General features: G+C 74.1%; 15 protein-coding genes. 9 read left to right on the top strand and 6 right to left on the bottom strand.

Annotated features, from left to right (window positions below; all coding sequences use genetic code 11):
• Nucleotides 1-11 precede the first annotated feature (11 nt).
• A complete protein-coding gene (locus ACWDBE_RS01955) occupies nucleotides 12-1,610 on the top strand; it encodes a long-chain-fatty-acid--CoA ligase (RefSeq protein WP_449806918.1) in 1,599 nt (532 codons plus the stop codon).
• A gap of 44 nt (nucleotides 1,611-1,654) precedes the next feature.
• Here the strand turns inward: ACWDBE_RS01955 and ACWDBE_RS01960 are convergent, their stop codons facing one another.
• The 3 genes from ACWDBE_RS01960 to ACWDBE_RS01970 all read right to left on the bottom strand — a co-directional run bounded on the left by ACWDBE_RS01960 (nucleotide 1,655) and on the right by ACWDBE_RS01970 (nucleotide 5,227).
• Nucleotides 1,655-2,743, bottom strand: coding sequence for a branched-chain amino acid aminotransferase (locus tag ACWDBE_RS01960; protein ID WP_449806919.1), 1,089 nt, complete (start codon nucleotides 2,741-2,743; stop codon nucleotides 1,655-1,657).
• Between the two features lie 162 nt (nucleotides 2,744-2,905).
• The gene (locus ACWDBE_RS01965; RefSeq protein ID WP_449806920.1) at nucleotides 2,906-3,031 is read right to left on the bottom strand and encodes a hypothetical protein; all 126 of its coding nucleotides are present in this window, start codon (nucleotides 3,029-3,031) and stop codon (nucleotides 2,906-2,908) included.
• A gap of 108 nt (nucleotides 3,032-3,139) precedes the next feature.
• Nucleotides 3,140-5,227: a transglycosylase domain-containing protein gene (locus ACWDBE_RS01970; RefSeq protein ID WP_449806921.1), complete on the bottom strand. Its 2,088-nt coding sequence runs from the start codon at nucleotides 5,225-5,227 to the stop codon at nucleotides 3,140-3,142.
• A 451-nt stretch (nucleotides 5,228-5,678) separates the two neighbouring features.
• Between ACWDBE_RS01970 and ACWDBE_RS01975 the strand changes: the two genes are divergently transcribed.
• Nucleotides 5,679-6,035, top strand: coding sequence for a DUF6300 family protein (locus ACWDBE_RS01975; RefSeq protein ID WP_449806922.1), 357 nt, complete (start codon nucleotides 5,679-5,681; stop codon nucleotides 6,033-6,035).
• Nucleotides 6,036-6,125: 90 nt separating this feature from the next.
• Here the strand turns inward: ACWDBE_RS01975 and ACWDBE_RS01980 are convergent, their stop codons facing one another.
• The 3 genes from ACWDBE_RS01980 to ACWDBE_RS01990 all read right to left on the bottom strand — a co-directional run bounded on the left by ACWDBE_RS01980 (nucleotide 6,126) and on the right by ACWDBE_RS01990 (nucleotide 7,705).
• The gene (locus tag ACWDBE_RS01980) at nucleotides 6,126-6,257 is read right to left on the bottom strand and encodes an alpha/beta fold hydrolase (protein ID WP_449806923.1); all 132 of its coding nucleotides are present in this window, start codon (nucleotides 6,255-6,257) and stop codon (nucleotides 6,126-6,128) included.
• Nucleotides 6,258-6,456: 199 nt separating this feature from the next.
• Nucleotides 6,457-7,302, bottom strand: coding sequence for a universal stress protein (locus tag ACWDBE_RS01985; protein WP_449806924.1), 846 nt, complete (start codon nucleotides 7,300-7,302; stop codon nucleotides 6,457-6,459).
• Between the two features lie 10 nt (nucleotides 7,303-7,312).
• Nucleotides 7,313-7,705: a DUF302 domain-containing protein gene (locus tag ACWDBE_RS01990; protein ID WP_449806925.1), complete on the bottom strand. Its 393-nt coding sequence runs from the start codon at nucleotides 7,703-7,705 to the stop codon at nucleotides 7,313-7,315.
• 130 nt (nucleotides 7,706-7,835) lie between these two features.
• On the opposite strand from ACWDBE_RS01990, the gene ACWDBE_RS01995 reads away from it, so the two are divergent.
• The 7 genes from ACWDBE_RS01995 to ACWDBE_RS02025 all read left to right on the top strand — a co-directional run bounded on the left by ACWDBE_RS01995 (nucleotide 7,836) and on the right by ACWDBE_RS02025 (nucleotide 16,576).
• Nucleotides 7,836-9,146: a hypothetical protein gene (locus tag ACWDBE_RS01995; RefSeq protein ID WP_449806926.1), complete on the top strand. Its 1,311-nt coding sequence runs from the start codon at nucleotides 7,836-7,838 to the stop codon at nucleotides 9,144-9,146.
• A 157-nt stretch (nucleotides 9,147-9,303) separates the two neighbouring features.
• Nucleotides 9,304-10,260: an ABC transporter ATP-binding protein gene (locus tag ACWDBE_RS02000; protein WP_449806927.1), complete on the top strand. Its 957-nt coding sequence runs from the start codon at nucleotides 9,304-9,306 to the stop codon at nucleotides 10,258-10,260.
• Nucleotides 10,257-11,105, top strand: coding sequence for an ABC transporter permease (locus tag ACWDBE_RS02005; RefSeq protein WP_449806928.1), 849 nt, complete (start codon nucleotides 10,257-10,259; stop codon nucleotides 11,103-11,105). The genes ACWDBE_RS02000 and ACWDBE_RS02005 overlap by 4 nt, the downstream gene beginning before the upstream one ends.
• Before the next feature lie 205 nt (nucleotides 11,106-11,310).
• Complete coding sequence (locus ACWDBE_RS02010; RefSeq protein ID WP_449806986.1) at nucleotides 11,311-12,687, top strand: sensor histidine kinase; 1,377 nt, start codon at nucleotides 11,311-11,313, stop codon at nucleotides 12,685-12,687.
• A complete protein-coding gene (locus ACWDBE_RS02015) occupies nucleotides 12,684-13,361 on the top strand; it encodes a response regulator (RefSeq protein ID WP_392877156.1) in 678 nt (225 codons plus the stop codon). The genes ACWDBE_RS02010 and ACWDBE_RS02015 overlap by 4 nt, the downstream gene beginning before the upstream one ends.
• Before the next feature lie 134 nt (nucleotides 13,362-13,495).
• Nucleotides 13,496-15,553, top strand: a complete 2,058-nt coding sequence (locus ACWDBE_RS02020) for a histidine kinase (RefSeq protein WP_449806929.1) — start codon at nucleotides 13,496-13,498, stop codon at nucleotides 15,551-15,553.
• A 405-nt stretch (nucleotides 15,554-15,958) separates the two neighbouring features.
• A complete protein-coding gene (locus tag ACWDBE_RS02025; protein ID WP_449806930.1) occupies nucleotides 15,959-16,576 on the top strand; it encodes a TetR-like C-terminal domain-containing protein in 618 nt (205 codons plus the stop codon).
• Nucleotides 16,577-16,660 lie beyond the last annotated feature (84 nt).

Here is a 16,660-nt window from a genome sequence, read left to right on the forward strand (position 1 = left end):
GGAGCGTCCGCATGTCCGCCGGCCCCGTCCCGTCCGACCGAAGCGCCGACCTGCCGCACGGCGCTCCCGACCTGCCGCACGGCGCTCCCGACCTGCCGCACGGCATTCCCGACCTGCTCACCGCGACCGCCGCCCGCTGTCCGGAGCACCCCGTCCTGCGGCTCGGCGAGGAGGTGCTGGGCTACGCCGAACTGGACGCGCGCAGCGCCCGGGCCGCGCACTGGCTGACCGCGCTCGGCGTCGCGCCCGGCGACCGGGTCGCCGTACTGCTGCCCAACGTCCCGGAGTTCGCGGTGCTGTACTACGGCATCCTGCGCGCCGGGGCGGTGGTCGTCCCGATGAACCCGCTGCTGAAGGCCAGGGAGATCGAGCACTGCCTCGCCGACGCCGAGGCCGCACTGCTGCTCGCCTGGCACGAGGGCGCCGAGCAGGCGGTCGAGGGCGCGCGGCGCACCCGCACCCGGCTGGTCCCCGTCGAGCCGGCCGACCTCGCCGCGGCGCTCGCGCGGCAGCCGGCCGGCCCGCCGCGGAACGGGGGACGCGGGGGAGAGGACACCGCGGTCATCCTCTACACCTCCGGCACCACCGGCGCCCCCAAGGGCGCCGAACTGACCCACCGCAACATCGTGGGCAACATCCGGGCGGGCGTCCAGGTCCTGGGCCTGGTCGAGGGGGACGTGATCTTCGGCGGGCTGCCGCTGTTCCACTCCTTCGGCCAGGTGCTCGGCCTCAACTGCGCGGTGTCCGTCGGCGCCTGCCTGACCCTGGTGCCGCGCTTCGACCCGCTGGGGGCGCTCTCGGTGATCCAGCGCGACCGGGTGAGCGTCTTCCTCGGCGTCCCGACCATGTACACCCTGATGCTGGCCCACCCGCAGCGCGCCGGGCACGACGTCTCCTCCCTGCGGGTGTGCCTGGGCGGCGGAGCGTCGATGCCGCCGGAGGTGCTGCGCGGCTTCGAGACCGAATTCGACTGCGTGGTGCTGGAGGGCTACGGGCTGTCCGAGTCCTCGCCGCTGGCCTGCGCCAACCGCAGCGACCGGGAGCGGATCGCGGGCACCGTCGGCATCCCGATCGAGGGGGTGCGGATGCGGATCGTCGACGAGTCCGGCGAGGAGGTGCCGGACGGTACGGTCGGCGAGGTGGTGATCAGCGGCCACAACGTGATGAAGGGCTACTGGCGCCGACCGGAGACCACCGCGCGGACCGTCCGGGACGGCTGGCTGCACACCGGGGACCTCGGCACCCGCGACGAGCGCGGCGACTTCCGGATCGTCGACCGCCGCAAGGACGTCATCATCCGCGGCGGCTTCAACGTCTACCCGAGGGAGGTGGAGGACGTGCTGTACGAGCACCCGGCGGTCGCCGAGGCCACGGTGGTCGGCGTCCCCCACCCCACCCACGGCCAGGAGGTGGCCGCCGCCGTGGTCCTGCGCGAGGGCGCGTCGGCGACCCCGGAGGAGATCCGCGGCTTCGTCCGGGAGCGGGTGGCCCCGTACAAGTACCCGCGGCTGGTCTGGACGGTGGACGCCCTGCCCAAGGGGCCGACCGGGAAGATCCTCAAGCGCGAGGTCGTCGTGCCCGAGGGGGAGGCGGGCCGGCTCGTGAACTGAGCGGGCTCGGGAGCCGGGCGGCCCGGCGGGGCCGCCCGGGGTGGTCACACCACCCGGCGCATCCAGCCGTGGACGTCCTCGGCACGCCCGTACTGGATGTCCAGCACGTGCTCGCGGATCGCGAGGGTCTGCTTGCCCGGCGAGCCGCTGCCGATGGTGAACTCGTAGCCCTCGCCCCTGAATCCGACGATCGGGGTGACCACCGCGGCCGTCCCGGCGGCGAACACCTCGGTGACCGTGCCGTCGGCGGCACCGGACCGCAGCTCGGAGAGGGTGATCGAGCGTTCGACCGGAGTCAGCCCGAACTCGCCCGCCAGGGACAGGATCGAGTCCCTGGTCACCCCGTCGAGGATGTTGCCGAGCGCGGGGGTGACCAGCTCGCCGTCGGAGGTGACCAGGCACAGGTTCATCGTGCCGGACTCCTCCAGGTCGCCCTCGCCGCCGGTGTCGTCCAGGAACAGCACCTGGTCGCAGCCGTGCTTCCGGGACTCCAACTGGGCGGCCAGGCTGGAGGCGTAGTTGCCGCCGCACTTGGCGGCGCCGGTGCCGCCCCGCCCGGCGCGGGTGTAGTTGCTGCTGACCCAGAGCGTGATGCCGGTGACACCGCCGGCGAAGTACGGGCCGGCCGGGCTGGCGATGACCGAGTAGGCGATCTGCTCGGCGGGCCGGACACCGAGGAAGGCCTCGGAGGCGAACATGAACGGCCGCAGGTAGAGGCTCTTCTCGTCGGCGGAGTCCGGCACCCACGCCTCGTCGGCCCGGACCAACTCCTCGACGCTGGTGAGGAAGTCCTCCTCCGACAGCACCGGCAGGGCGAGCCGCTCGGCGGAGCGGGCGAAGCGGCGGGCGTTGAACTCCGGGCGGAACAGCCAGACGCTGCCGTCGGCGTGGCGGTACGCCTTCAGTCCCTCGAAGATCTCCTGGGCGTAGTGCAGCACGGCGGCGCTCGGGTGCAGCGAGTACGGCACCAGGGCGGAGACCCTGCGGTCGTGCCAGCCGTCGGCGGGCGTCCAGGTGGCCGAGGCCATGTGGTCGGTGAAGAACTTCCCGAACCCCGGCGCGGCGAGGATGGTGCGTCGCTCCTCCTCGGGGACGGGATCGTGCCTCCGGACCAGAGGGAATGCGCGACTCATCGTCAACTCCTCAACACCGCTGTGGAATCTGTGCGAACCGGCGCCAACCTCCGGCGCCATACCCGTCATGCTAACGGTCGTCAGCCGGACGTGATACGGCGCGACCCGTCCGCGCCCCGAGCCGTCGGCCCTCTCGGTGCCGACGGCTCGGGAGTGTTCGCGCTACGCGTCGCCGCCGTGGAGGTGGGCGACGACGCCGTCGAGGGTGGTGCGCAGGGCCTCGGTGTCGGCCTGGTCGAACCAGGTCGTGCGGACGCGCTCGTTGCTCCCGCCCGGGGTCCCGTGCATGTTTCCATGCCCGCCGTGACCTGCTTCGCAGTGGTGTGACTGCGACGGAGCCGGACGGCACGCCGCTGCCGACCGGGGAGGGGAGCGGACGAGCCCGGTGGGCCCCCGTCAGTGCTGCTGGGCGGGCGGGGTGGTGGCCGGCGGGGCCGTGGTGGCCCCGGTGCTGGTGGGGTTGGTCCTGGGTGCCGGGTCGGGGATGTCGGCCATCGGCAGGGACTGCTTGGGCGTGCCCTTGAGCGCCTGGTCCATGGCGTCCCGCCAGATCGGTCCGGGGCCGTCGGCGCCGAACACCTCGGTGCGGTGCTTCCCGTTGATGGTGATGTCGCGCATCTCGACGCCGCCGTCGGGGCCGCCGAGCCAGACGGCGGTGGCGAGCTGCGGGGTGTAGCCGTTGAACCAGGCGGCCTTCTTGTGGTCCGAGGTGCCGGTCTTTCCGGCGATCTGCCGGTTGTCCTCCAGGTTGAGCCCCGCGCCGGTGCCGTTGTTCTCGGTCACGCCGTTCAGGACGGTGTTCAGCGCCCGGGCCGTCGACTCGGAGAACGCCTGCTCGCAGTGGCCGGCCGGGACGGGGACGTCCTTGCCGTCCACCGTGGTGATCTTGTTGATGGCGATCGGGGTGCAGCGGGTGCCCTGGGCGGCGAAGGTCGCGTAGACGTTGGCCATGGTGAGCGGGCTCATCTCCTCGACGCCCAGGGCCATCGCGGGGACCTCCTCCAGGGGCTTGCCGCTGGCCCGGGTGGTGATGCCGAGCTTGTTGGCCATCTGCTTGACCGCGCAGAGGCCGATCTCCTGCTCCATCTGCACGAAGTAGGTGTTGACCGAGAGGGCCATCGCCTCCTTCAGCTGGTAGGGGCCCTTCTCGTTCGCGGACTCGTTGGGCACCACCGTCTTGGGCCGGGCCTCGTTCTTCCAGGTCCCCTCGCAGGTCTTCATCGTCGGGTACTCGAGCCTGTTCGGGGACGAGTACTCCTGGGTCGCCGGCAGGCCCGCCTCCAGCGCCGCGGCCGCGACGACCGGCTTGAAGGTGGAACCGGGCTGGAAGCCGTTGCCGCCGCCCATGGCCGAGTCGACGTTGAGGTTGACGACGGTCTGGTTCTTCTCCTTCAGCAGACCGTACGGGCGGGTCTGGGCCATGGCGAGGATCTTGCCGGTGCCCGGCTCGACCATGGAGACGGCGGCGGAGACGCTGTCGGTGACCCGCACGTTGGAGGTCGCCGCGTTCTGGGCGGCGGCCTGCTTGTCCGGGTCCAGCGTGGTGTGGATGTTCAGGCCGCCGGTGTTCCAGACCTTCTTGCGCTCGTCGGCGCTCTTGCCGAAGGCCGGGTCCTGCTTGACCACGTGGCGGACGTAGTCGCAGAAGAAGCCCATGCCGGCCTGGGCGGTGATGCAGCCGTTCTGCGGGGCCTGGTAGTTGAGGCCCAGCGGGGCGGCCTTGGCCTCCTTCGCCTGGTCGGCGGTGATGTGCCTGTTCTCCACCATCTTGTCGATGACGGTGTCGCGGCGGTTCTGCGCGGCCTGCGGGTGCAGCTTGGGGTCGTACTGGGACGGGTTCTGCACCAGCCCGGCGAGCATCGCCGCCTCGGCGACGGTCAGGTCCTTGTTGCTCTTGCCGAAGTAGCGGCGGGAGGCGGCCTCCACCCCGTAGGCGCCGTTCCCGTAGTACGTGATGTTGAGGTAGTTGGTGAGGATCTGGTCCTTCGGCAGGTCCTCCTCCAGCTTGATGGCGACCTTGAGCTCCTGGATCTTGCGGCCCAGGGTCTTGCGCTGGGCCTCCAGGACCGCGTCGCGGTCGTCGCCGGCCTGCTCCACGTTGACGTTCTTCACGTACTGCTGGGTCAGGGTGGAGGCGCCCTGCGCGGTGGTGCCGCTCTCCGCGTTCTTGCTGATCGCGCGGAGCACGCCCTTGAGGTCGACGGCACCGTGCTCGTAGAAGCGGGCGTCCTCGATGTCCACCTGGGCCTGTCGCATGAACGGCGACATCTGGTCGGCGGTGATGACGGTGCGGTCGCGCTCGTAGACCTTGGCGATCAGGCCGCCCTTGGCGTCGAAGATCTGGGTCGCCTGGGTCAGCGGCGGGGTCTTGAAGTCGTCGGGAACCTCTTCGAATCCCTCCGCCGTGTCCTTGGCGGCCAGCCCGATGCCGCCGGCGGCGGGCAGGGCGATGCCCGCCAGCAGCACGCCGGACACGACGCTCACGCCGATGAAGGTCGCACCGAGGCGGGCCAGCCGAAGCGGAGCGGGGCGGGACGGGCGGAGATCCGCGGCATCTGCGGCATTCGCGTCATCGGAGGAATTCCATATGGGCGGGAGGTTCGATTCCATTCCGGAATGCTAGCCCGCCGAACCTGCTGGTCGAACGGATTTTCCTGTCGGATCGTCACGGCTGTGCAACAGATGTGGAGTTCGACCACGACGGGTCAAGTCGCATGCGAACTGTATGGATGTGGGGAAATCGACGGTCCGAACACGTCGGAATTACTTCGGGTGCGGCCCCCGCCCCCGCCCTCGGTCCTGACATCACTTGGATGCGGTGACCCGGGTGAAAGGTTGCGTCCGTTCCGGCGCCGCCCCCGGTGCCGCCGGCCGCCGGTCTGTTCGCGCGGTCCGCCGCGTCATCGACCAGGGCCGAGAGGGGTAGACCGTACGGGTGAACACCTTCGGAAGGATCAAGGCCAAGAACGCCATCGAGGTCCGTACCGCCGCCCTCCCGCCCTGTCGGCGCTGCGGAATCCCCGCCCTTCTGACCGCCCGCTACCCGCACTCCTGGCCGAACCAGGCGGGGAAGCCGGTGACCGGCTTCAAGGAGGCCGCCCTCTGCTCCGCCTGTGACGAGGGCGACCCGGCGGCGACCGGACTCCTCGCCCTCCTCGGCGGCCCGGTCGCCGGCCGGATCGCCGACCTCAAGGTGCTCGCCCAGCAGTGGGTGAGCGCCATCCGCCACCGCACACCCGACCTGGAGGACCTGGAGGACGAGGCCGCCCGGTTCAGGTCCGGGGAGCTCTGAAACCGAATGCGGCCGAGCGGAAACCCGAACAGCGGGCCCCCGGGCCGCCCGCCCCCGGCCGGGCCGTCTCGCGTGCGCCGGCGGCGTCCCTCACGGCGTCGACGGCACGGCGGCGAAGTCACGCAGGACGGCCCGGACCGCGGCGGGCTGCTCCTCCTGGGGGAAGTGCCCGGCATCGGTGACCACCGTGGTGGTGAGGTCGCGGACGCCCGCGGCCCGCAAGCCCCGGGCGTAGGCCTCGATGTCGCCGCCCTCGCGGTCGCCGCGGAGTACGGCGGCGGTGTGTCGACGGGGTCGGCGGCGGACCCGGCGTCGTCCCGGGCGTCCTGGGGAAGGCGCGGTACAGGTCGAACCCCGCGGTGAGCGCGGCGAGGCTCGGTGGCCGACGGCCCCGAACGGCGCCGGCCCGGGTGCCGGCCGGTCAGCCGTGCGGGACGAGCGCGATCGGGCACCGCACGTGGTGGATCGCGGCGTGCGCGACCGGGCCGAGGTGGGAGCCGACCAGGGTGCGGCGCAGGCGCCGGCCGATGACGAGCAGCCGGGCTTCGGCCGCCGCGTCCACCAAGGCGACGGAGCGGCTGCCCTGGATCAGGTCCGCGGTCACCGACACCTCCGGACGGCGCTCGCGCCACGGGTCCAGCTGTTCGGCGAAGCGGGTCCGCTCGACGGACGAGAGCTCGCCCTTCAGCCCGCCCACGGCCTGCAGCGCCATGTACTCGCTGGCGACCGGCGGCGACCAGACGTGCACCACCCGCAGCGGCGCCCGGCGCCGGGCGGCCGCGTCGAAGGCGAACGCCAGCACGTCGTCCATCGGATGCGCCAGATCGAGGCCCACCAGCACCGGGCCGTCGGACTCGACCGCCTCGGCCCGGACCAGCGCCACCGGGCAACTCGCCCGCCGCAGCACCTCCTGGCTCACCGAACCGACCAGGAAACCGCGCACGGCGCCCAGCCCGCGCGAGCCCAGGACGAGCAGCGAGGCCGAGTCCCCGGCCGCCTCCAGCGCCTCGGCCGGGTCGGTCGGGACGACCGCCGAGGTGACCGGCCCGTCCCCGGCCAGCGGGCGCAACTCCTGCGCCCGGAGCTCCAGTCGGCCCAGCGCGTGCCGGTAGGTCTCCTCACTGCCGACCACGTCCCGGTGCGGCCACGGCCAGGCCTCCAGGAGGTCGAGCGGGCAGGCGCGGCGCCGCGCCTCGTGGGCGGCCCACTCGGTTGCGGCGAGGCTCTCGGGCGAGCCGTCGAATCCGACGACGACGGGTGCGGTCATGGTCTGCTCCTCATCCGCGCAGCGCGTCCAGGGCGGCGGTCAGCCGCTGCGCCGCCTCGTCGGCGACCTCGCCCAGCCCGCCCCCCGGCCCGGCCAGGGTGACCATCGTCTGCGGGTCGACGGCCTCCACCACGGTGGAGTCGCCGTCCGCCCGGACCACCACGTTGCAGGGCAGCAGCAGCCCGATGCGGCGGTCGGCCTCGAGCGCGCGGTGGGCGAGGGCGGGGTTGCAGGCGCCGAGGATCAGGTAGTCCTCGATCTCCGCGCCGGTCTTCTCGCGCAGCGTCGCCCGGACGTCGATGGTGGTCAGGACGCCGAAGCCCTGCTCCCTGAGCGCGGCGGTGACCGCCTCCACCGCCTGCGCGAACGGCCGGTCGAGCCGTACGCCGAGACCGTAGTCCATGGTTCCTCCACAAGAGTCCGGGCGGCCCCAGTATCGACGGGCGCCGGGCCCGCCGCCTCCCGGAGCGGACCGCGGCGCGGTGTCGGTGCTGCCGCCTACGCTCGGGCCGTACTGCTTCGGGGAGGGTGTGGTGAAGGTGCGCAGGCCGGTGGACGGCGAGGTCCGGGTCCACTACGGACAGATCTACGTGGAGAGCGATCCCGACGGCCCGTGGCCCGACCTGGCGAGGGCGTTCGCCGGCCAGCGCGCGGGGCTCTGCGGCGCGGCCGTCCCGGGGGCGCTCTGGCTGACCACCGGGCTGCACACCGGTGCCGTCGGCTTCACGGTCGAGGTGCACGAGCAGGCCCCGCCGCCGGACGAGGGCTGGGAGGACGTGGTCGAGGTCTCCTTCCGTCCGGCCACGGACTCCAGCCTGCTGGTGGAGTGGGGCGGCGGCGAAACCCGGGAGCTCGCACTGGCGCGGTGCGACCACCGGGTGCGCTACTGCGCCTCGGGCCTCGACGAGGGGCACCGGCTGGACACCCGGACGTCCGACGAACCGGGGGCGGAGCGCTACCTGCTCCAGTTCTGGCCGGCCCCGCCCGAGCCGGACCGCGTCCTGCGGCAGACCTCGCGGAAGGCGGCGTACTGGCACGACTACGCCCGGAAGCTGCCGCCGCCCCCCACGCCGGAGGAGCGCGCCGCGGAGGAACTCCGGGCCCGTCTCGCGCGGGAGCGCGTGGCACGGGAGAACGCGGCCGCCGCCGAGCTGTGGGAGTGGGGCGGCCGCCGGCCGAGCGAGGCCCTGCGCGGCGTGGTCGGCAACGTCCGGGGCCTGCTGGACTTCGACGCGCCCCTGTTGCACGCCCTGGACGACGCCGGCCCCCGGGCCCAGCGCACGGTGGCGCGGTTCGCCGCCCGCCGGGCCTGCGCGGCGGCCGGCCTCGCCGGGCTCGACTGGGTCGCCGCCGCACTGACGGCCCTGGACGAGGACCGCCCGCTGCCGCCGCCCTTCGACGACCCGGCCGCGCTCTGGCTGGCCCTGGCCGCCGACCCGCGCGTCCCCGCCCGGACGGTCCGCCGGGCCGTTCCGCCCGGGCGCGAGCCCTTCCACCCGCCGCACGTGGACCCCGACGCCCCGTCGCCGGTGTTCGCGTCGGTGTCCGGGTCCCAGCCGGTGTTCTCCACCGTGACGGTGACGGACCGGCCGGAGCCCCCGGCACCGCCCGTCGTGGGGGCGGAGCCGGCCGTCACCCGCACCGCCCGCCTCGTCCGCGGCCCGCTCGATCCCGACCTGCCGGTGTCGCAGCCGCACATGGCGCTGCCCGCCGTACTCGGCGCGGCCGAGCCGGACCCGCTGCGGGCCGCGGTCGACGCGGTGTTCGCGGCGGTCGTCACGTACGGCGAGGACCACCGGACGCTGCTGGCCGAGGTCAGGGCGGTGCTGGCGGAGCAGCCCTGACGCCACCGCTCGCCGTGGTGGGGCGCCGGGGTGGTACCGCGGTACTACGGGCGCGCCGATGATCGGACCCAGGTACCACGGATCGGAGCCGACTCCGCACGTAGCGTGGTGCGCGAGGGCAGCCGGAAGGGCGGGCCCCGGAGCACAGGGGTGAGCGATGATCGAGGCGCACCGGCTGACGAAGCGGTACGGGGAGAAGACGGCCGTGGACCAGCTGGACTTCACGGTCCGGCCGGGGACGGTGACGGGCTTCCTCGGGCCGAACGGCGCGGGCAAGTCCACCACGATGCGGATGATCGTCGGGCTGGACGCGCCCACCAGCGGTTCGGTGCGGGTGAACGGCCGCCATTACGCCGAGCACGCGGCACCGCTCCAGGAGGTCGGGGCGCTGCTGGAGGCCAAGTCGATCCACCCGGGCCGCTCCGCCTTCAACCACCTGATGGCCCAGGCCCACACCCACGGCATCCCGCGCCGCCGGGTCGAGGAGGTCATCGAGCTGACGGGCCTCTCCTCGGTGGCCCGCAAGCGCGCCGGGGCGTTCTCGCTCGGCATGGGCCAGCGGCTCGGGATCGCCTCGGCCCTGCTGGGGGATCCGGCCACGGTGATGCTGGACGAACCGGTCAACGGCCTCGACCCCGAGGGCGTGCTGTGGATCCGCAACCTGCTCACCTCGCTCGCCGCCGAGGGCCGCACCGTCTTCGTGTCCTCGCACCTGATGAGCGAGATGGCCCTGGTCGCGGACCACCTGATCGTCGTCGGCCGGGGCCGGCTGCTGGCCGACACGACGGTGCAGGACCTGGTCCGCCAGGCCGGCGGCGACGTGGTCAAGGTCGTCAGCGCCGACCCGGCCCGGCTGCGCGCCGCACTGGCCGGCGCCGGCGTGGAGGTCACCGGCCGGGCGGGCTCGGAGGAACTGCTGGTCACCGGCCGTACGGCCCGCGAGATCGGCCTGGCCGCCGCCGAGCAGGGCATCGCCCTGTTCGAACTCACCCCCCGGACGGTCTCCCTGGAGGAGGCGTTCATGGAGCTGACCCGCGACGCCGTGGAGTACCACGGCGCGATCACCACCGCCGACGGCACCGCCGCCGCCGAGACTTCGAGGAGTGCGGCATGAGCACCATCGCACCGAGCCCGGTCCCCGCCCCCGGCGGCGTGCGGGCCGCCCGCCCCGCGTACCGGGTGACGCCCCTGCGGGTGCTGCGTTCCGAGTGGGCGAAGCTGTGGTCGCTGCGCTCCACCTGGATCACCCTCGGGCTGGCACTGCTCTTCCTGGTCGCCTTCGGTCTGATCGCCGCCTACCAGTTCAAGTCGCGGATGACCTCCGGCCGCCCGATGGACCGGGACTTCGCGGGCGCGAGCGCGCTGAGCCTGTCCCTGTTCGGCACCAACTTCGCCCAGCTGGCACTCGGCGTCCTCGGCGTGCTGGTCGCCGCCGGGGAGTACTCCACCGGCATGATCCGCTCGACGCTGGCCGCCGTGCCGCGCCGCCTCCCGGTGCTCTGGTCCAAGGCCGCCGTGTACGGGCTGATCGCGCTGGTGCTCGGCACCGTCGGGGTGTTCGCGGTCTTCGGCGCCGACAGCGGGGTGCTCTCCGGCACCCGCGTGGCGATGACCTTCTCCGACGCCGGGGTGGTCCGCGGCCTGCTGGGGGCCGGGCTCTACCTCGCTCTGGTCGGCGTGATCGGCGTCGCGCTCGGCGCCCTGCTGCGCTCGGTGGCCGGCGGCATCGCGGTGCTGGTGGCCACGTTGATGCTGATCCCCGGGCTCACCTCGCTGCTGCCCAGCTCCTGGCAGAGCCACCTCAGCCCCTACCTGCCCAGCCACGCGGGCGAGGCGATGTTCGCCCTGCACCACGACTCGACCACGCTCTCGCCGACGGCGGGGCTGGCCGTCTTCCTCGGCTGGACGGTCCTCGCCCTCGGGGCGGCGGCCGTGCGGCTGGTACGCACCGACGCCTGAGAGACTCGGAGGGAGTCCAGCCACCGCGGCGCCGGGAGCCACCGGCGCCGCGGACACGACCACGACAGCCCGGCCGACCAGGGAGGTGCCACCGGTGAGCGACCCTGCCACCGCCACGACGAGCCCGTTCGCGGCCGCGGGCACCCCGGCCGCGGGCACCTCGTCCGCCGATCCGCGGACCGCCGACACCCCGGCCGCCGACCTCCTGTCCGGGTACCCGCTGTACGCCCGACTGGCCCGGATCGGCCAGCGGCTGCGGCAGGCGGACCGCGACTACCCGTGGGCACTCGACGCCGCGGTGGTGGCCGCCGTCTTCCTGCTGTTCTGCCTGCCCGACCTCTTCCCCGGCCACGTCGAGGGCGGCCCGCGTGAGCACCGGATCGTGCTCGCCCGGCTGCCGCTGCCGCAGACCCTCGCCCTCCAGGCCGGTCTGGTGCTGCCGCTGCTGTGGCGCCGGCGCCGGCCGACGGCAGCCTTCGCCGCGATCATGGCCGTCTTCGTCCTGCAGTGGTCGCTGGACGTCGGGCTGCGCGCCGACGCGGCCCTGCTGGTCGCCCTCTACAGCCTGGCGCTGCACGGCCGGCTGCGGCACCTGGCGTGGTCCTGCGCCGCCATGGCGGTGGCCGTCTCGCTGGTCGCGGTGGCCGTCTCCGGCGGCGGGCTGCCGGTCGGCGACGCCCTGTTCTTCCTGTTCAGCGCCGCCACGGCGGCCGTGGCCCTGGGCATCGCGGTGCGGGTCCGGCGCGCCCAGCTCGCCGGGCTGCGGGAGCGGGCCGCCCGGCTGGAGATAGAGCGCGACCAGCGCAGCCGGCTGGCGGCCGCCACCGAACGCGCCCGGATGGCCCGGGAGATGCACGACATCATCGGCCACAACCTGTCCGTCATCGTCACCCTGGCCGACGGCGGCGCGTACGCGGCGCAGGCCACCCCCGAACGCGGCCGGGAGGCCCTGCTGCTGATCGGGGACACCAGCCGGCAGGCGCTCGGCGAACTGCGGCGGATGCTCGGCGTGCTGCGCGACCAGGGGGACCAGAGCGCCGAGTACACCCCGCAGCCCGGCATCGCCGACCTCGACGGGCTCTGCGCCCGCATCCGCGCCGCCGGACCGCAGGTGGTCTACACGGCCGCCGGCGCCCTGGGCCGGCTGGACCGCGGCGTCCAGCTGATGGCGTACCGCATCGTGCAGGAGGCGCTCACCAACACCCTCAAGCACGCGGGGCCCGAGACCCGCGCCCATGTGACCCTCACCGTCGACGCCGAGCGCCTGCGGGTCCGCGTCGAGGACACCGGCCCGCCCGGCGGCTCCCGCTGGCACGGGCGCACCCACGGGTACGGCCACGGCCTGGCCGGGATGCGCGAACGCGCGGCCCTGTACGGCGGCACCGTCACGGCCGGCCCCACCTCCGGCGCGGGATGGGCCGTGGAGGCGGTCCTGGACCTCACCCCCGGGCCGGACGCCACCGCCGCCGCCCCGGACGCCGCCCCCACGCCGAACACCAGCGCCGGCCCGGACCCCAGCGCCGGCCCGGACCTCACCGCCGGCCCTCAGCCCACCTACGACCCGACAGGCGGCCCGACGTGACCACCGTCCTCATCGTGGACGACCAGCCCTTGCAGCGCTACGGCTTCCGCATGCTGCTGGAGAGCCAGCCCGACACCGAGGTGGTCGGCGAGGCGGCCCACGGCGGCGAGGCCGTCCGGCTGGCCGCCGACCTGCGCCCCGACGTCGTCCTGATGGACATCCGGATGCCCGGCATGGACGGCATCGAGGCCACCCGCCGCATCGTCGCCACCGGAGGGCGCTCCCGCATCCTGGTGCTGACCACCTTCGACCTCGACGAGTACGCGCACGCCGCGCTGCGCGCCGGTGCCAGTGGCTTCCTGCTCAAGGACGCCCGGCCGGAGGAGCTGCTGTCCGGCATCCGCGCGGTCTCCGAGGGCGACGCCGTGGTCGCACCGGCCGTCACCCGGCGACTGCTCGACGCCTACGCCCACCGCCTGCCGGTCCGCCCGCCCGGCGCCGCACCGGCCGCGGATCCGCGGCTGGACGCCCTGACCGACCGCGAACGGGAGATCCTGGTCGCCATCGCCCACGGCTGGTCCAACAGCGAGATCGCCCAGCGCCTGGTCCTGGCGGAGTCGACGGTCAAGACGCACGTCAGCCGGGTGCTGTCGAAGATCGGCGCCCGGGACCGCGTCCAGGCCGTGATCTTCGCCTACGACCGCGGGCTGACCCGCCCCAACCCGCCGGTCTGACCACCCCGGCGGGCCCGCCCCTTCCCCTCCGGGCCCGCCGTGAAGTCCGGAGGGGCCGCTGCCTCATGCGCCCGGGACAACAGGTGGCGCAGACTTCAGGGATCCGGAGGTGCCCGGCGAGGGAAAGGGCGGACATGGCTGCGGAGAGCACGCGAAGAGCCCGATGGCGGCCACGGTCCGGCTCGGCCGAGCGACAGCTCGCCGCGGCCGGGCTGTGCGCGCTCGTCTGCCTGGTGGCCGGCGGCCTGTGGGCCGGGTACGTGGTGAGCCACCTCGGCACCCCCGGGGTCTCGGTGCCCGCCCACGATCTGGCGGTCCTCGGCTACGGCCTCGCCGCCGTGGCCGGCGGGGTGCTGCTGCACGCCCACCGGCCGGGGAACCAACTCGGCTGGGTCCTGCTGGTGTACGCAACGGCGTCGATCGTTCCGGTCGCCGCCGGGGCCCCGATCTGGGTCGAGGGGGGCGACCCGCACGTGGTCGGGGCGGTGGTGGTCCTGTCCTCGCTGTGCGACACCGTCAACGGCACCCTGTGGCACGCGCTGCCGCTGTGGCTGCCGTACGGGACCCTCCCGAGCAGCCGGTGGCGGTGGGCGATCGGCGCCCTCGCGCTGTGGCGGCTGCCCCCGGCCGGCTACTACGTCGCCGAGCCCACCGCGTTCGGCCAACCCAATCCGTTCGCGGGCAGCGGCCTGGCGAACTGGGTGCAGGCCTTCAACGACCGGATGATCGACACCCAGGTCGCCGTGTACGCCGCGCTGACCGTCTTGGTGGTGCTCGTCCCGCTCGCCCGCATCCGCGGCGTGTCCCGGCGCCGCCGGCAGAACGTCCTGATCGCCCTCGGGACGTACCTGCTGTGGGGCGGAGCCGAACTCGCCTACTACTTCGACCAGGGCACGCCCTCGTACGTCGCGTTCGCCGTCACCTCGGCGCTGTGGACCCTCACCCTGGCCGCCGTCGTGGTCAGGGACGGCTCCTGGCACCTGGACCGGGCCGCCCGGCGGGTGCTGGTCGGCCTGCTGGTGGCCGCCGGGCTGGCCGTGGTCTTCGTGGTGGTGGCCTGTCTGCTCTCCACCATGCTGATGCCCGGCCGCGGCCCCGGGGCGCTGGTGGTGGTCGCCGCGGTCTTCCTGCTAGCGGTCGGCCTGCCCCGGGGCGTGCGCTGGGCCTCCGGCGTCGTCGACCGCTGGTACTACGGCTCGCGCGCGCAGCCGTACCAGGTGCTGCGCAGCCTCGCCGGGAGGGTCAGCCAGACCGTCGACCCGCAGGAGGTGCCGGCCGTGCTGTGCTGTACGGTCAGCGAGGAACTGCGGTTGCCCGGCGTGGAGTTGACCGTTTCCACGCGGAGCGGTGAACGGTCGCTGGCCGCCGTCGGGGAACTCTCGGGCAGCGGCGAGGGCTTCCCGCTGGTGCACCGCGGGGACCGCATCGGACGGCTCACCGTCGCCCCGCGCGAGGGCCAGCGGGCCCTCGACGGCAGCGACCGCGACATCCTGCGCTCGTTGGCCGACCAGGCCGCGCCCGCCGTCGCCTCGCTCCAGCTGATGGCGGACCTTCGGGCCAGCCGCGAGCGGATCGTCGCGGCCCGCGAGGAGGAGCGCCGCCAGCTGCGCCGGGACATCCACGACGGCCTCGGCCCGATGCTGGCCGGGTTGCGGCTCCGTCTCCAGGCGGCCGCCGCGGTCGACGACCCGGCGCTCTTCTCCTCCGTGCTGGACCGCGTCGCGGACGACCTCGCCTCGGCGGTCCGGGAGGTCCGGCGGATCACCGACCGCCTCGGCCCCACCGCGCTGGGCGACTACGGCCTCTCCCTGGCACTGAGCCGGCTCGCCGAGACCTTCAGCGGCCCGGACCTCGCCGTCGCCACCCGCCTGGAGCCCGACCCGCTGCCCGCGCTGCCCGCCGCCGTCGAGGTCGCGGTCTACCGGATCACCGCGGAGGCGCTCAACAACGTGTTGCGCCATGCCCGGGCGACCAGCGCCACGGTGTCCGTCCGGGTGGACGCCGGGCGGCTGGAACTCGACATCGAGGACGACGGGCAGGGACCGGGCCACGGTCTCCCGGAGCACCCGGGGGTCGGGCTCCGGTCGATGTCCGAGCGGGCCGCGGAGATCGGCGGCAGCTGCACCGTGGACGCCCTGCGGCACGGCACCCGGGTGCACGCGGTGCTCCCGCGCCGGCCCGCGAGCGGATGAGGACGGGGCCGTCCGCGCGCGGGGCAGGCCCTCCCGCGCACCGAAGGGCCCCCGGCGCCGACCCGGCGGCCGGGGGCGAGACGGTGTTCCGAGAGGGAGGCGGGGTGAGTCGGGGTCAGTGACAGTTCGGGGGGTGCAGCGTCGGGGGGCGGGGTGGGAAGGGCTGGTCCCGTCGCGCGGGAAGGTCCACCGCGGAGCGCGGCTCCGGCTGACGACCGCGATGCGGCGGGAACGGGTTCGTTCACTAACATCGACAGTAGCCCCCGGTGATGTCCGGGCACGGGGAAATCCCGGGGGGCGACATGCCTCACCAGCGACGCGCCCGGCCCGGGATCTCCCGTAGGTCCGCGGGCGGACGCGTGGAGCGACGAAGCGACGAAAGGCGACTGAAGAAGGTGCGCAACCATGACCGCTGACACGGCTGCCGGGCACGGACCGGTGACGGGCGCGCCGCTGCGGCGGCGGGGCGAGGCGCTGGAGAGCGCCATCTACGAGGCGGTCCTCCAACAGCTCACCACCGACGGCTACGCCCGGCTGACCATGGAGGGGGTGGCCGCCGCCGCGCAGACCGGCAAGGCCGCGCTCTACCGCCGCTGGTCCTCCAAGGAGGAACTGGTCATGGACGCGCTGCGGGCCAGCCTGCCGGCGTCCGGACCGGCCCCCGACACCGGCAGCCTGCGCGGGGACCTGCTGGAGGTGGTCACCAGGCTGCGCGCCGCCATGGTCAGCGAGCTGGGCGCCGCCGTGCGGGCCATCATGAGCGAACTCGACCACCAGCGGGCGCACGCCTTCGTGGAGATCGTGCTGGAGCGGGTGGTGGAGCCGACGACGGCGCTGATCGCCGAGGTGCTGGACCGCGGCGCCGCGCGCGGCGAGGTCCGCCCCGGGGCCGTCACCCCGCTGGTCACCGACCTGGTGCCGGCGCTGATGCTGTACCGGATCAAGATGTGCGGCGGGGACCCGGTCCAGCTCGATCCGGCGGAGATCGTGGACGAGTTGCTGCTGCCGATCGTCCGCCCCTGACAGGTGGGGTTGCGAACCCCGCGGGGTTCCGGAGGGAATTCCCGCGGGATTCGGCGGCGGCGCTTCCGCGGTCCGGGCTCGGGT

The organism is Kitasatospora sp. NPDC001132 (assembly GCF_053598415.1).